The sequence below is a fragment of the Bradyrhizobium sp. 134 genome, from assembly GCF_023074155.1.
Classification (GTDB): Bacteria; Pseudomonadota; Alphaproteobacteria; order Rhizobiales; family Xanthobacteraceae; genus Bradyrhizobium.
This window is the reverse complement of record NZ_JADPKX010000086.1, coordinates 560,451-574,345: the sequence shown is the minus strand read 5'-3', so window position 1 is coordinate 574,345 and position 13,895 is coordinate 560,451. Positions and strand designations below refer to the sequence as shown.

The 13,895-nt window shown below is 63.4% G+C and carries 16 protein-coding genes; 12 read left to right on the top strand and 4 right to left on the bottom strand.

Features of this window, described 5'->3' with window-relative positions; translation table 11 throughout:
• Positions 1 to 22: 22 nt before the first annotated feature.
• Positions 23 to 1,300: a formyl-CoA transferase gene (gene frc / locus IVA75_RS37535; RefSeq protein ID WP_247288873.1), complete on the top strand. Its 1,278-nt coding sequence runs from the start codon at positions 23 to 25 to the stop codon at positions 1,298 to 1,300.
• A 373-nt stretch (positions 1,301 to 1,673) separates the two neighbouring features.
• Positions 1,674 to 1,856, top strand: coding sequence for a hypothetical protein (locus tag IVA75_RS37530; RefSeq protein WP_247288870.1), 183 nt, complete (start codon positions 1,674 to 1,676; stop codon positions 1,854 to 1,856).
• Between the two features lie 66 nt (positions 1,857 to 1,922).
• On the opposite strand, the gene IVA75_RS37525 is transcribed toward IVA75_RS37530, so the two are convergent.
• The 3 genes from IVA75_RS37525 to IVA75_RS37515 all read right to left on the bottom strand — a co-directional run bounded on the left by IVA75_RS37525 (position 1,923) and on the right by IVA75_RS37515 (position 2,752).
• The gene (locus IVA75_RS37525; protein WP_027569146.1) at positions 1,923 to 2,147 is read right to left on the bottom strand and encodes a hypothetical protein; all 225 of its coding nucleotides are present in this window, start codon (positions 2,145 to 2,147) and stop codon (positions 1,923 to 1,925) included.
• Between the two features lie 54 nt (positions 2,148 to 2,201).
• Positions 2,202 to 2,444, bottom strand: coding sequence for a hypothetical protein (locus IVA75_RS37520; protein WP_007593322.1), 243 nt, complete (start codon positions 2,442 to 2,444; stop codon positions 2,202 to 2,204).
• A gap of 98 nt (positions 2,445 to 2,542) precedes the next feature.
• A complete protein-coding gene (locus tag IVA75_RS37515) occupies positions 2,543 to 2,752 on the bottom strand; it encodes a cold-shock protein (protein ID WP_007593324.1) in 210 nt (69 codons plus the stop codon).
• Positions 2,753 to 3,149: 397 nt separating this feature from the next.
• On the opposite strand from IVA75_RS37515, the gene IVA75_RS37510 reads away from it, so the two are divergent.
• Positions 3,150 to 3,593, top strand: coding sequence for an SRPBCC family protein (locus IVA75_RS37510; RefSeq protein WP_007593330.1), 444 nt, complete (start codon positions 3,150 to 3,152; stop codon positions 3,591 to 3,593).
• Between the two features lie 40 nt (positions 3,594 to 3,633).
• Here the strand turns inward: IVA75_RS37510 and IVA75_RS37505 are convergent, their stop codons facing one another.
• Positions 3,634 to 4,965, bottom strand: a complete 1,332-nt coding sequence (locus tag IVA75_RS37505; RefSeq protein ID WP_247288867.1) for an Hsp70 family protein — start codon at positions 4,963 to 4,965, stop codon at positions 3,634 to 3,636.
• Between the two features lie 277 nt (positions 4,966 to 5,242).
• On the opposite strand from IVA75_RS37505, the gene IVA75_RS37500 reads away from it, so the two are divergent.
• From IVA75_RS37500 to IVA75_RS37460, 9 genes are all read left to right on the top strand, one after another.
• The gene (locus IVA75_RS37500) at positions 5,243 to 5,380 is read left to right on the top strand and encodes a hypothetical protein (protein ID WP_007608347.1); all 138 of its coding nucleotides are present in this window, start codon (positions 5,243 to 5,245) and stop codon (positions 5,378 to 5,380) included.
• 251 nt (positions 5,381 to 5,631) lie between these two features.
• Positions 5,632 to 6,918: an oxalate/formate MFS antiporter gene (gene oxlT / locus IVA75_RS37495; protein WP_247288864.1), complete on the top strand. Its 1,287-nt coding sequence runs from the start codon at positions 5,632 to 5,634 to the stop codon at positions 6,916 to 6,918.
• Between the two features lie 260 nt (positions 6,919 to 7,178).
• Entirely contained in the window at positions 7,179 to 8,501 is a 1,323-nt protein-coding gene (oxlT, locus tag IVA75_RS37490; protein ID WP_247288862.1) for an oxalate/formate MFS antiporter, read from the top strand.
• 174 nt (positions 8,502 to 8,675) lie between these two features.
• Positions 8,676 to 9,101 carry a CBS domain-containing protein gene (locus IVA75_RS37485; protein ID WP_027569141.1) on the top strand — a complete coding sequence of 142 codons (426 nt, stop codon included), beginning with the start codon at positions 8,676 to 8,678 and terminating at the stop codon, positions 9,099 to 9,101.
• Positions 9,102 to 9,205: 104 nt separating this feature from the next.
• Positions 9,206 to 10,225 carry a 2-dehydropantoate 2-reductase gene (locus tag IVA75_RS37480; protein ID WP_247288860.1) on the top strand — a complete coding sequence of 340 codons (1,020 nt, stop codon included), beginning with the start codon at positions 9,206 to 9,208 and terminating at the stop codon, positions 10,223 to 10,225.
• Positions 10,225 to 11,010 (top strand): fumarylacetoacetate hydrolase family protein, encoded by a 786-nt coding sequence (locus IVA75_RS37475; RefSeq protein WP_247288858.1) that lies wholly within the window; start codon positions 10,225 to 10,227, stop codon positions 11,008 to 11,010. The genes IVA75_RS37480 and IVA75_RS37475 overlap by 1 nt, the downstream gene beginning before the upstream one ends.
• A 279-nt stretch (positions 11,011 to 11,289) precedes the next feature.
• On the top strand, positions 11,290 to 12,696 hold the full coding sequence (locus IVA75_RS37470; protein ID WP_247288857.1) for a hypothetical protein: 1,407 nt from the start codon (positions 11,290 to 11,292) through the stop codon (positions 12,694 to 12,696).
• A 19-nt stretch (positions 12,697 to 12,715) separates the two neighbouring features.
• Positions 12,716 to 13,474 carry a hypothetical protein gene (locus IVA75_RS37465; RefSeq protein WP_027569138.1) on the top strand — a complete coding sequence of 253 codons (759 nt, stop codon included), beginning with the start codon at positions 12,716 to 12,718 and terminating at the stop codon, positions 13,472 to 13,474.
• Positions 13,475 to 13,644: 170 nt separating this feature from the next.
• A complete protein-coding gene (locus IVA75_RS37460) occupies positions 13,645 to 13,845 on the top strand; it encodes a hypothetical protein (RefSeq protein ID WP_007608336.1) in 201 nt (66 codons plus the stop codon).
• The last annotated feature ends 50 nt before the right edge of the window (positions 13,846 to 13,895 follow it).

Genomic DNA, 13,895 nt, shown 5'->3' with positions numbered 1-13,895 from the left:
GATCAGAGTACGGAGCAACACGATGACAAAAGCGCTCGAGGGCGTTCGCATTCTCGACTTCACCCACGTCCAGTCCGGGCCGACCTGCACGCAGTTGCTCGCATGGTTCGGCGCCGACGTGATCAAGGTGGAACGTCCAGGTGTCGGTGACATCACCCGCGGCCAGTTGCAGGACATCCCGAACGTGGACAGCCTGTATTTCACCATGCTCAACCACAACAAGCGCTCGATCACGCTCGACACCAAGAACCCCAAGGGCAAGGAAGTCCTCACCGAGCTGATCAAGAAGTGCGACGTGCTGGTCGAGAACTTCGGTCCCGGCGTGCTCGACCGCATGGGCTTCCCCTGGGAGAAGATCCAGGCGATCAACCCGAAGATGATCGTCGCCTCGATCAAGGGCTTCGGTCCCGGACCGTACGAAGACTGCAAGGTCTATGAGAATGTCGCACAGTGCACCGGCGGCGCCGCCTCCACCACCGGCTTCCGCGACGGCCTGCCGCTGGTCACCGGCGCGCAGATCGGCGACAGCGGCACCGGTCTGCATCTGGCGCTCGGCATCGTCACCGCACTCTATCAGCGCACCCATTCCGGCAAGGGCCAGAAGGTGACGGCCGCGATGCAGGACGGCGTGCTCAACCTCGCGCGCGTCAAGCTGCGCGACCAGCAGCGCCTCGCCCATGGTCCACTCAAGGAATACAGCCAGTTCGGCGAAGGCATTCCGTTCGGTGATGCCGTGCCGCGTGCGGGCAACGATTCCGGCGGCGGCCAGCCCGGCCGCATCCTGAAGTGCAAGGGGTGGGAGACCGATCCCAACGCCTACATCTACTTCATCACCCAGGCCCCGGTCTGGGAGAAGATCTGCGACGTGATCGGTGAGCCCTCCTGGAAGGCCGATCCGAACTACGCCAAGCCGGCCGTCCGCCTGCCGCGCCTCAACGAAATCTTCGGCCGCATCGAACAGTGGACGATGACGAAGACGAAGTTCGAGGCGATGGAAATCCTCAACAAGGACGACATCCCCTGCGGCCCGATCCTGTCGATGAAGGAGATCGCCGAAGACCAGTCGCTGCGCGCGACCGGCACCGTGGTCGAGGTCGACCACCCCACCCGCGGCAAGTACATCTCGGTCGGCAACCCGATCAAGCTGTCGGACTCCCCGAGCGAGGTGGAGCGCTCCCCGCTGCTCGGCGAGCACACCGACGAGATCCTGCGCACCGTGCTTGGCTTCTCGGACCATCAGGTCGCCGATATCCACAAGTCCGGCGCGCTCGATCCGCCGCAAAAGCAGGCCGCGGAGTAAGCGGGCTTATCTCACGACGCGAAAGGCCGCCGGCTTCGGCGGCCTTTTTGTTGGCGCGCAAAGGCTGCATCGCACGATCGGCGCGCTTGCCGCGCCGCCAAGGCTGGATTAAAGATTGTTTCGCGAGGAACAGATGCGGTGGCCGGCCGTTACTCCTCGACCGGCGTGCTCCCGGAAATGCGAGCATGCCCGGAAAAGCCAGCATGCAATCTCCACGGCGAGTGCAGCACGCCTCGCAAAGACCCTGCCCCACGCTGAAGAACTGGTCGCCTCCGCTTCCGAGGATGGCAAGTCGGCCTTTCAGTTCGGGCACAGGTGGCGTCGCGTCCGGCACTCGCCAGGACCACGCTCGTTGATCAAAATGAGGGCTTAAATGTCGAAAGATCAATCCTCTGATCGCGCCAAGCGTGAAGCCAACAAGGCGTTCAAGCCTGCGACAACGCAGAAGCCGATCAATGACTATGCGAAGGACCAGAACTCCTTCAACGAGAATCGCGAACGGCTGAAAGCGGAGCGATTGGCCCGGGAGGCGAAGCCGGGAAGGGGCTCCGAATAAGAACGTCGGTCCCAGACTCCGATCGCGGATTGCGCTGAAGGCGCGGCACTGAAACCTGCGCCTGCCCTACAGCATCGATAGCACGACGATTCCGTCTTCGACTGCACCGGAAGCGAGCCGCGCCCGCGCCATACGCTCGAACTCGGTCCGGTTCTTGCGAAGATAACTGAAAGCCTGCTTCTGCGTCAGGAAGGTCGTCGCAAGACGGCACATCTGTCGTCCCGCGCCAAGCGCGAGAAAGAAGGTGATGGTGCCTCCGCCATCCGACTTGATTCTAGGCACGACCCGCACTCTTTGGCATGTGATCGGCCCTCTCCGAGGTGTCGTCGGCGCAATGGAAGCCAGCTATGGCGTCACCTTCTTCTTGCGCTTCGTCGGGGTGGCGGCGGGCAATGATGCCTGAAGGGCGGCGTCTGCCGCTTCCTTGGCTTCGCGCAGCTCTCGAAGCCGCGCCATGTTCTTGCGAACATCGACGGCTTGCTTTCCAACATCCACCATCGCCCGAGCGCCTTCCTCTGCGGCCAACCGCTGACGGTTAGTACGCGCGATGCTTTCGGGTGACGGTTCGGCCGGTCTCTTGGCGCTCATTATTCACCCTGCTCTGCAACGGACAAAAACCCGCTCAATCCTGGGATCGAGCGGGTGGCATGGCCGTTTCAGCACATCCGTGAAACGGCACCAAGGCTTTAGGCCAGCGAGAGATTCTCAGCGCTGACCTTACCCCGCATCTTGTCGGTCTTGAGCTCGAAGTTGACCTTTTGGCCTTCAGCGAGACCTGCAAGACCAGCCCGCTCGACCGCGCTGATGTGAACGAACACATCGTTGCCGCCGTCGTTCGGCTGAATGAATCCAAAGCCCTTCTGGCCGTTAAACCACTTCACAGTACCTGTCGTCATTTTCTTCTCCAAAGCGCATACGCGCAGGTTCCGCGTGCTCGTCACGCAGAACAAATTCTATTCGTCGATGTCTATGGAAAAGGAGCCCGCGGGCGCATTCAACAAGGCACAGCGGCTGAACGAACAGCCTCAACGTATACCACATCCTCGCTATTTGCAAGGCTTGGCCGAATTTAACGGCCCGGGAGCCCGGCGGTAGGTACAGGACGTGCGCTATTCGGCGCTCATCGTTCGCCGCCGGCGAGCTGCTCTGGGAGGGCTGCCGAGCGCCACATGCGTGGATCCATCAAAAAATTCGAGATGCCCCGTCGGATCGGCGGTACCTCGTCCGTCATCTGGACATGAACGGGCAATAGACGCTGACGTCGAGCCCGGCGCTTCACGAGGAAGACTGATCATGCCCAGCACTGTCCGCCTGCACCGCGTTTTGACGACCAGCCCGGAGAAAGTCTATCGCGCCTTCCTGGAGGCGGATGCGCTGGCGAAATGGCTTCCGCCGAACGGCTTCACCTGCACCGTCCATCATTTCGAGCCGAAGGTCGGGGGCACGTTCAAGATGTCGTTCCGCAACTTCACGACGGGCAACAGCCACGCCTTCGGCGGCGAATATCTCGAGCTCGTCCCCGGCGAACGTCTCCGCTACACCGACAGGTTCGACGATCCCAATCTGCCGGGCGAGATCCAGGTCACCGTGATCCTGAAGAAAGTATCCGTCGGCACTGAGCTGGATATCACGCAGGCCGGCATCCCCGACGTCATCCCGCCGGAGGCATGTTATCTCGGCTGGCAGGAATCGCTGCGCAATCTCGCGAAGCTCGTCGAGCCTGAGATCAAGCAATAGCGACCGGACGGGACTTAGGGGCGGCCGCGCGTACCGCAGGCTACGCGCCCGCCCTCGACTGGAGGCCGCCACTTGCGGTCCAGCGGTCGGGATCCGGGCTATGTCCGATCAAAGCAAGGCCGTAGGCGATCGACTCGAACTGGTCGCCTGACATCAGCCGTTCGTTGCCGAACCGCTCGGCGAACAGTCTTCGAACGGCTGGCACGAAGGACGTGCCGCCGGTCAAAAACACCTTCTCGATCTCGCGCGCGGTAATGCCGGCTTCGCCAAGCACCTTGTCGACGGTAGCCCCGAGCCTCGCGATATCGTCGGCAATCCAGGCTTCGAAATTCTTCCGCGTGATGGTCGAGCCGATGTCGACGCCACCGCCTTTGAAGCGGAACTCTACCTGGTCCTGCGCCGACAGTGCGACCTTGGCGTCGGACACCGCGCGGTACAGCGCAAAGCCGAGGTCGAGATCGACGATGGTGATGAAATCCTCGAGCAGAGCCGGCTTCACCGCGGTGCGCGCAAGCTCCCGGAGTTCGCGCAGGTCGCCGTTGCTCTTCATCATCGCGAGCTGATGCCAGCGCGCGAGATTGGTGTAGTGGCCGGTGGGGATCGGTAGCACCTTGTCGAACGAGCGGAAGCTCGAGCCCTTGCCCAGCCGCGGCGAGACGACGTGATCGACGATGCGGTAATCGAAGGTGTCGCCCGCAATCCCGATGCCGGCATGGCCGAGCGGCTCGGCGCGCAAGGCCCCGCCGGCACGCGAGAACCGCATCACCGAGAAATCGCTGGTGCCGCCGCCGAAATCCGCGACCAGCACGGTCGCATCGCGCTCCAGCCGGCGGGCGAAGGAGAACGCGGCTCCGACAGGCTCGTAGACGTAGCGGGCGTGACCGGCCCCAAGGCGCTCGAACGCGGCCCGGTAACGTTGCATCGCCAGCGCCTCGTCGGGATTGCCGCCCGCAAAGCGCACGGGGCGACCGACCGTGATGGTGGACGTCTCGAAGCCGAATTTATCGCCGCCATGACGCGCCAGCGTCCGCAGGAACGCCGCCAAAATATCCTCGAACTTGTAGCGCTGCCGGAACACCTGGGTGGTGTTGAAGCTGGAGCTCGCGGCGAAGGTCTTGAACGACTGGAGGAAGCGGTAGACATGTCGTCCTTCGAGGAACTGCTCGATCGCCCACGGGCCGCCTTCGGCCTGGGCGCCGGCGCCCGGCCGGTCCTCCCAGAAACACAGCGCCGACACGAAGACGCTGTGGCGCTGTCCGCCATGGTCGAAGCGGATGGCCTCGACCCGGCGGTCGTCCGCTGCAAGGGCCACGACCGTGTTGCTGGTCCCAAAATCGATGCCGATCGAGACGGCGGGCGAGGCGCTCGACATGAACCACTCTGACAGATGATTGGAAGGGGCAGACCACTAACGGCTTCGTGTACCGCTGCCAAGGCTCCGTTTTTGGACATCGACGGTCATATGGTTCAGTTTCGGCCGGTCTTGGGCATATCCCGCTCAAACCGGCCCATTTAACGGATTGTTATGCTGCAATGCGAAGAGCTAAATGCTGCTATGCAATGGCATGCATAGACATTGGCATCTGGTATACATAAATTCCCCTTCGAAATGAGACAGCACTACTGACCGTCTCAAGAAAGGGAATTCGATGTCCAAGACCGCCTCCGTCGCTCTCGCGCCCTCCTCCTCGCTGTTCGCCCGTCTGATGGCCACGATCGACCGCCTCCTGATGGCGAGCGCCAAGATCTCGAATCACAACGGCGACCTGCCGCGCTTTGGCCTGTGACCCGGGCAACCTCCCGCCCCTGCGCGCACAGCGGCAGACGGTTTTAGATCAGTCCGCATACTACTTTTGATGAATGGCCCCGGATGACGGGGCCATTTCTACTTGTGCTGTCCTGAGTCACAGCCGCAACCGGGCAAGGTCCTGCGGCATTTGCGCACGGTGACCGGACCAGCGCTTGAAGCTTGGCATAATGCATACAAGAATGCCGTTCCAGCGCTCGCAGAAAAATGAGAGGCGCCACGGGAGGCTTTATGACGGACATGGTGCAAGCAACCGCCCCGACAGCCGCGCGCGTTAGCGACACGTATCGCTGGACGCAATTGGCGGTCGGTGTCGCGGCGATGGTGATGATCGCCAACTATCAATACGGCTGGACGTTCTTCGTCCCCGACATCCAGAAGAAGTTCGGCTGGGATCGCGCGTCGATCCAATGGGCCTTTACCCTGTTCGTGCTGTTCGAGACCTGGCTCGTGCCGATCGAAGGATGGTTCGTCGACAAATACGGTCCGCGCCTCGTCGTCCTGGTCGGCGGCGTGCTCTGCGCCGCCGGCTGGGCGATCAACGCGCAGGCGACCACGCTCAACGGCTACTATCTCGGCATGATCATCGCGGGCATCGGCGCCGGCGGCGTCTACGGCACCTGCGTCGGCAACGCGCTGAAGTGGTTTCCGGACAAGCGCGGTCTTGCCGCAGGCATCACGGCCGCGGGCTTCGGTGCAGGCTCTGCGCTGACCGTCGCGCCGATCCAGGCCATGATCAAGGACAGCGGTTTCCAGACCACCTTCCTCTATTTCGGCCTCGGACAAGGCATCATCATCTGCATTCTCGCCTTCTTCCTGCTGGCGCCCAAGGCAGGCCAAGTGCCCAGCGTGGTGGCGAACGCCAATCTGCAACAGACCCGCCGCAACTATCAGCCGACCGAAGTGCTGCGTCAGCCAATCTTCTGGCTGATGTACTTCATGTTCGTGATCGTCGGCGCCGGCGGCCTGATGGTGACGGCCAATTTGAAGCCGATCGCGGCCGACTGGAAGATCGACAACGTGCCGGTCACGCTGATGGCGGTGACCATGACCGCGGTGACCTTCGCGGCCACGATTGACCGCGTGCTCAACGGCCTGACGCGTCCGTTCTTCGGCTGGATCTCCGACATGATCGGCCGCGAGAACACCATGTTCATCGCCTTCGGCATGGAAGGCATTGGCATCTGGATGCTCTACCTCTGGGGCCACGATCCGCTCTGGTTCGTGCTGCTCTCGGGCTTCGTGTTCTTCGCCTGGGGTGAGATCTACTCGCTGTTCCCCTCGACCTGCACCGACACGTTCGGCGCCAAGTTCGCGACCACCAATGCCGGTCTGCTCTACACCGCAAAGGGTACGGCCGCGCTGCTGGTCCCGATCGGCAACTACATGCAGCAATCGTCGGGCAGTTGGGACAACGTGTTCATCATCGCAGCCGGCGCCAACATCCTGGCCTCGGCGCTGGCGATCGCGGTGCTCAAGCCCTGGCGCAAGGTGGTGGTCGCGCAATCGACTGTCTGACGCGCTCCAAAAGCGCCTTCTCGTGCAAAACGCCCGGCCTCACGGCCGGGCGTTTTCGTTTTGCGCAACGTCTTCATGAGTCCGCCGTTCCCAAACGGAACCCCGCATATTTTTGTCAGTGGCGCGCCAAGATAAGACTTGCAATCTGGAATATGGTATACCAAGGTTCTCATCGCGCTTGCGACGATACGCCACAATATTGCGACATCAGGTCATCTTGCGACCGGTGTCGAACCAGACAGGCGCTCGGGAGGTTTTTGATGATTTCCAGCACCGATGGCGCTGTCACGGCCGCGCCTCTTCGCACAGGTTTCCGTTGGCTCCAGTTGGTCATGGGCATCGTCTGCATGGCGATGATCGCCAACCTGCAATACGGCTGGACGCTGTTCGTCGATCCGATCGATCACGCGCACCATTGGGGACGCGCCGCGATCCAGCTCGCTTTCACCATCTTCGTCGTCACCGAAACCTGGCTGGTGCCGATCGAGGCCTGGTTCGTCGACAAATACGGCCCGCGCATCGTCATCATGTTCGGCGGCGTCATGATCGCGCTGTCCTGGATTCTCAACTCCTATGCCGATAGCCTCACCTTGCTCTACGCGGCCGCGATCATCGGCGGCATGGGCGCGGGCGCGGTGTACGGCACCTGCGTCGGCAACGCACTGAAATGGTTTCCCGATCGCCGCGGCCTTGCCGCCGGTGCAACCGCCGCCGGCTTCGGCGCAGGCGCTGCACTCACCGTGGTGCCGATCGCGACCATGATCGCGACGAGCGGCTATCAGCACGCGTTCCTCACCTTCGGCATCGGCCAGGGCGTAATCGTCTTCGTGCTCGCCTTCTTCATCCAGCCGCCGCGGCTCTCGATTCCGCCGAAGAAGAAGCAGCTCAATTTGCCGCAGACCAAGATCGACTTCACCCCGCCCCAGGTGCTGCGCGCCCCTATTTTCTGGGTGATGTATCTTGTGTTCGTCATGGTTGCCTCCGGCGGCCTGATGACCGCGGCGCAGATCGCCCCGATCGCGCACGACTTCAAGATCGCCGACACGCCGGTCACGCTCGCCGGCTTCCAGATGGCGGCATTGACGTTCGCGATCTCGCTCGACCGCATCTTCGACGGTTTCGGACGGCCCTTCTTCGGCTTCGTCTCCGACACGATCGGCCGCGAGCACACCATGTTCATCGCCTTCGGCACCGCCGCGCTGATGCTGCTGACGCTGTCGGCCTATGGCCACGTGCCCGTCGTCTTCGTGCTCGCCACCGCCGTCTATTTCGGCGTGTTCGGGGAGATCTACTCGTTGTTCCCCGCGACCTGCGGGGACACCTTCGGCTCGAAGTTTGCAACCACCAACAACGGCATGCTCTACACGGCGAAGGGGACGGCGTCCCTGCTCGTTCCGCTCGCAAGCGTGATCTCGGCCACCTATGGCTGGAAGGCCGTGTTCGTGGTCGCAGTCGCGCTGAACGCGACGGCAGCCCTGACGGCGCTGTTCGTGATCAAGCCGATGCGCCGCTCCTTCATCCTCGGCAAGGAAGCCGAGAGCGCCAACGCCGCGACGGGGAACGCCAAGACCGAGACGGCATAACCACACGCCTTGCATGGGTGTGACAGGGGGCGCAGCGATGCGCCCCTTTCTTTTTGGCTCACGATAAATGTCAGCATTGCTGCCGCAAGAATTTTCGGATCAGCCAAACCGAACGCTTGACGATTGGCATTATGTATACCACACTTGCCACATCATTCACCCAGGGAGGTTGCAATGCTGGTCGGAGACATTCTGCGCAAGAAGACACCGCGCGTTGTCACGGTGCGAATGAACGAAACGGTGGGTATCGCCGCCAAGCTGATGCGCGCCAACAATATCAGCGCACTGGTGGTGAAGGACGTGGTCCGCTCCGAGGGTAACACCGCGGTCGGCATGTTCACCGAGCGCGACGTCGTGCGCGCGGTCGCTGAGCACGGCGCCAATGCCGTCAACGTCAAGGTCTCGCAGCTCGTCTCGGTGCAGCAACTCGTGTCCTGCACCTCGAGCGACACGATCGAGCACGTCCGCCATCTGATGAACCGGAATCACATCCGGCACCTGCCTGTCATCGACGATTACAGCCTCGTCTCGGTCATCAGCATGCGCGACATCGCGGCCGTCATCGACGAAGCACTCAACGGCACGCCGCAAGCAGCTTAAAGCGCCTCACTTCCCCTGCGACTACCGGCCCCGGCTCGGACCCTTCCGAGCCGGACCGGATCTTTCGTCCCGAAATCCGGCTTCTGCTGCTCCGCGAGGATTCCATGAAGATCTGCATCTACGGCGCCGGCGCAATCGGTGGATATCTCGGGGTTCAGCTCGCGCGCGCGGGCGCCGATGTCAGCCTGGTCGCACGCGGCGCGCACCTTGCCGCGATGCGCGAGCGCGGCCTGACGCTGCTCGCGGGCGAGGAGAAGCACACCGTGCATCCGCGCTGCACCGACGATCCGGCCGAGCTCGGCGTGCAGGACTACATCATCATCACGCTGAAGGCGCACTCGATCACCGGCGTGATCGAGACAATGCAGCCGCTGCTCGGCCCCCACACCCGCATCGTCACCGCCGTCAACGGCATCCCCTATTGGTACTTCTACAAGCACGGCGGCCAATACGAGAATTCGACGCTGGAGAGCATCGACCCCGGCGGACGGCAGTGGCGCGAAATCGGCGCCGAGCGCGCCATCGGCTGCATCGTCTATCCCGCCACCGAGATCGAGGCGCCCGGCGTGATCCGTCACGTCTACGGCAACAACTTTCCGCTCGGCGAGCCCTCCGGCGAGACCACCCCGGACGTGCAACGCCTCGCCGATCTCTTCGTCGCAGCCGGGCTGAAAGCGCCGGTGCTCGACCGCATCCGCGACGAGATCTGGCTCAAGCTGTGGGGCAATGTCTGCTTCAACCCGATCAGCGCACTCACCCATGCAACACTCGACGTGATCTGCACCGATCCGGCGACCCGCGCGCTGTCGCGCGCGATCATGATGGAGACGCAAGGCATCGCCGAGACGTTCGGGGTCAAATTCCGCGTCGACGTCGAGCGCCGCATCGAAGGCGCCCGCAAGGTCGGCGCGCACAAGACCTCGATGCTCCAGGATCTCGAGCGCGGCCGCCCGATGGAGATCGACCCGCTCGTCACCGTCGTGCAGGAGATGGGCCGCCTCACCGGCATCGCCACCCCCGCGCTCGATTCAGTGCTGGCGATGGTGACCCAGCGCGCCCGCATCGCCGGTCTCTACGACGGCATCTCGACACGATCGGATCCGCGCGCACTGGCGGTGGCGTGATGGCTCGCGAGATCAAACAATGGCTCCGCTTCCGCAATAGCGGTGCCACCGGGTTCGGCACGCTGAATTCGTCAGGCATCAGCGTGCACGAGGGCGAGATGTTCGGCCGCCATGCGGCCACCGGCAGGACGCTGGCGCTGCCGGAGGTCGAACTGCTCGCGCCCTGCGCGCCCAGCAAGATCGTCGCGCTCTGGAACAATTTTCACGCGCTCGCGGCCAAGCTCAACCAGCCCGAGCCGCCCGAGCCGCTCTACCTCCTGAAGGCCACCACCAGCATTACGACACCAGGCGCCGTGATCCGCCGTCCTTCTTATTACGACGGCAAGACCACGTATGAAGGCGAGCTCGGCATCGTCATCGGCAAGACCTGCGCCCGGGTGTCGCCGGCGGACGCGGACAGCTTCATCTTCGGGTACACCTGCGTCAACGACATCACTGCCAACGACATCCTGACCAGCGATCCCACTTTCCCGCAATGGGCGCGGGCCAAGGGCATCGACGATTACGGCCCGTTCGGCCCTGTCATCGCCACCGGTCTCGATCCGGCAAAGCTGGTGGTCCGCACCATCCTCAACGGCGCGGAGCGGCAGAACTATCCGATATCGGACATGATCTTCTCCGCGCAGGAGCTGGTCAGCAGGATCTCCCACGACATGACCCTGCTCCCCGGCGACCTCATTGCCGTCGGCACCTCGGTCGGCGTCGGCGTGATGAAAGAGCCGGTGAACATCGTGACCGTCGCGATCGACGGCATCGGCGAGCTGACCAACGAGTTTCGGCTGTAGCCACCAACGCGGTGCGGTAGCCCGGATGGAGCGAAGCGAAATCCGGGGCTGGCAAGGCTTGCAGAACCCGGCTTGCGCTTCGCTCCATCCAGGCTACGGAACACTCCATCCAAGCTCGGGAAATCCCGGCAACCAACTTCTCCTCCACCGATCGGCTGACGCATTCAGCCGTGGATCGTGCGACCGGACCTATCCGGCAAGCCCCCGCCGCCCTTGATCTCGGTTCCGCTCTCCAATAGCAATTATGGCGATAATGTGTGCCGGCGTGAGGAAGTCACGATGTGGCTGTTTTTCCTGGTTGCCTGGTTTGTTCTGCTCACCGCCATCGCGATCTTCGCCCAGCAGGCGCTCGGTTACGATGTCGGCCACCTGCCTGCCTGGTTCGGAGGCCTGCCTGTCCCGCAGCGGTTTGCGACCGGCGCGATCCTGGCTCTGGCGCTGGCACTGATCGGCGCCTCCGCCTGGCGGCTCTCGCGCCAGGACCGGCGCCTCGACACATTGCGCGACCGCCTCAAGAAGACCCGCGAGGACGTCGTCGTCGCTCATGCCCTGCAGAACCACCTCGACGCTACCGTCCAGCACCTGATCGAGAGCGATCCCCGGGAGGCCGTCTCCGCCCTCCATGACAAGCTGGGCGAGACCGAGCAGCGCGCCCTGCTGCAGCGGGGCCGCAACGAATCCACCGACATGCACGACCAGCTCGCCGAAATCCGCCGCCGCCAGCAGAAACTGCGCGACATGGTCGGCAAGGTCGCCGAGCAGCGCCGCGCGGTCGAGCCGGTTTTCACCGAGATCCGCGACCGCCAGAACCAGCTCGAACGCTCGCTGCACGACCTCGAGACCGACGACCGCAAGAACAATCTCGCCGACCGGCTCAAGGACATCGCGCGCGACGTATCGACGTTGCTGTCCCGGGTCGGCACGGTCCAGGGCACCTTTGCGACCCTGAACCAGTACAAGGAAGATCTGGCGAAGTCCCACGCCGAGCTGGTGCCGCTGCGCGCCTCGGACGCCGGCCTCAATGCCTTGATTGGCGAGCTGGGCCTCAGCCATGAGCGCCTCGTCAAGAGCGTCGACGAGCTCGAAACCGTCGGCGAACCGCCGCTTGGCACCCGCGTCGAGACGCTGTCGAAGAACAAGGTCGAGATCGAGCAGCGCCTGGCCCGCATCGACGACAGCTTCCACATCCTGAAAGGGATCGGGCTCGACTTCGAAGAACTCGGCCAGCGTCGGGCCCAGCTCGAACGCTCGCTCGCCGGTGTCGAGATCGACGCCGAGGGCAAGACGCTTGCCGACCGCCAGAATGCGCTGAACGATTTTGTTCTCCAGTCGCGCCAGCGCCTCGGCGCGTTACAGGAAACGCTGGCGACGCTGAACGCCTTCAAGACGGAGCTGTCGAAGTCGCAGGCTGACCTCGTCCCACTGAAGGCGCCCGTGTTCGGAATCGAGGCCATGATCGCGGACGTCGGCACCACGCGCGACCTCCTCGCCGAAACCGTCGGCGAGATCGAGGCGAGCGGCGACGTCAGCCTCGCCTCGCGCGTCGACGCGCTGACCAAGAGCAAGCGCGAGGTCGAGGACCGCCTCGCCCGCATCTTCGACAATTTCAACGCGCTCGACGGCCTGCGAAAAGACATCGGCGGCATCTTCTCGACCATCAGGAACAGCCTGAACCGGATCGGGTGAAGGCACCCGATCCTTCGGGATGGTTCGAACCGCGATCCCCATCCGCGCGACCAATCCGGACATGCGCTTGATCCTCGGCCTCTTCTCCGCCCTGCTCGGCGCGCTCGCCGGCTGGTCCGCCCTTGCCGCACTGGTGATCGCGCTGGCCGGGCCAGACCGCGATGGCGGCATCGCCATGGGCGCCTTCTTCGACATCGGTCCGATCGGCGGTGTGGTTGGCCTGATCGCCGGCATCTGGCTGTTCGTGCGCTTCGGCCTGGTCCGGAACGCAACGCCACAGCCGCCCACGGAAACCTCCGACACTACGCCTCACCGCACCACGCAGCTCTCTGCGCCCTTTGCTCTGACCGTTCTGCTCATCGCGGCAATCCTTGGCTATTGGGGCTGGTACGAACTCATCCGCTCGCCCTATCTCAGTCACGGCTACATGACGCTCCACATCGAGTTTCGCCTTCCCGCCGGCATGACGCTGCCGGACAAGGCGGAGGATGTGCACATCGAGGTCGAGGAAGCGACAGGTTATGCCAATGCCAATTTGCCTCCGAACTGGCGCGCGCATGAAGGCGAGCGCAAAGCGATCATTGCCTCCACATCGTTGACGTACAAAACGCGTCACCGCGCCGTCAGCCTGACGCTTCCGGGTTCGCCGACGCAGAGCTGGCCGATCGATCTCCCCTCCGATCCTGATCCCACCCCTGGCTTTTCACCCTGGCGCGCGGCGGGCGATGCGTCACCCGCGAAGATCGAGATGCATTTCCGCCTCAGCGCCGATCACTGACCAACGAGCGGCGCGAAGGCGAACGTTCAGACACATCACGTCTCCGCGCGCCCGGCAGATGCCGCCAACATGTCGCGCGGATGCCGCACTGTGGACGCATTCGGCCGCCCTTCTGTGAGGCGTGTCTGGGGGCACGGCGGTGCCGTGTTTGGACCAAACCTTCTAGGGGTATGACTGTGAAGAAGATTGTATTTGTCGTGGGTGCTACGCTTGCTCTGGTGACGGTTGCGAATGCTGCGGATCTGCCGCGCCGCCAGCCCGTTCCCGTCTATTCCGAGCAGGCGCCGATCGGCAAGATGCCGATTGGCAAGAGCCCGGTTGGAAAGGCCCCGATCGGCAAGGCGCCCGGCCCCGTCGCCGCGCGCTACTGACGCGCAGCGAAATACGCAGAAGCAAGCGTAGACTCTGCGTGAGTGGCCGA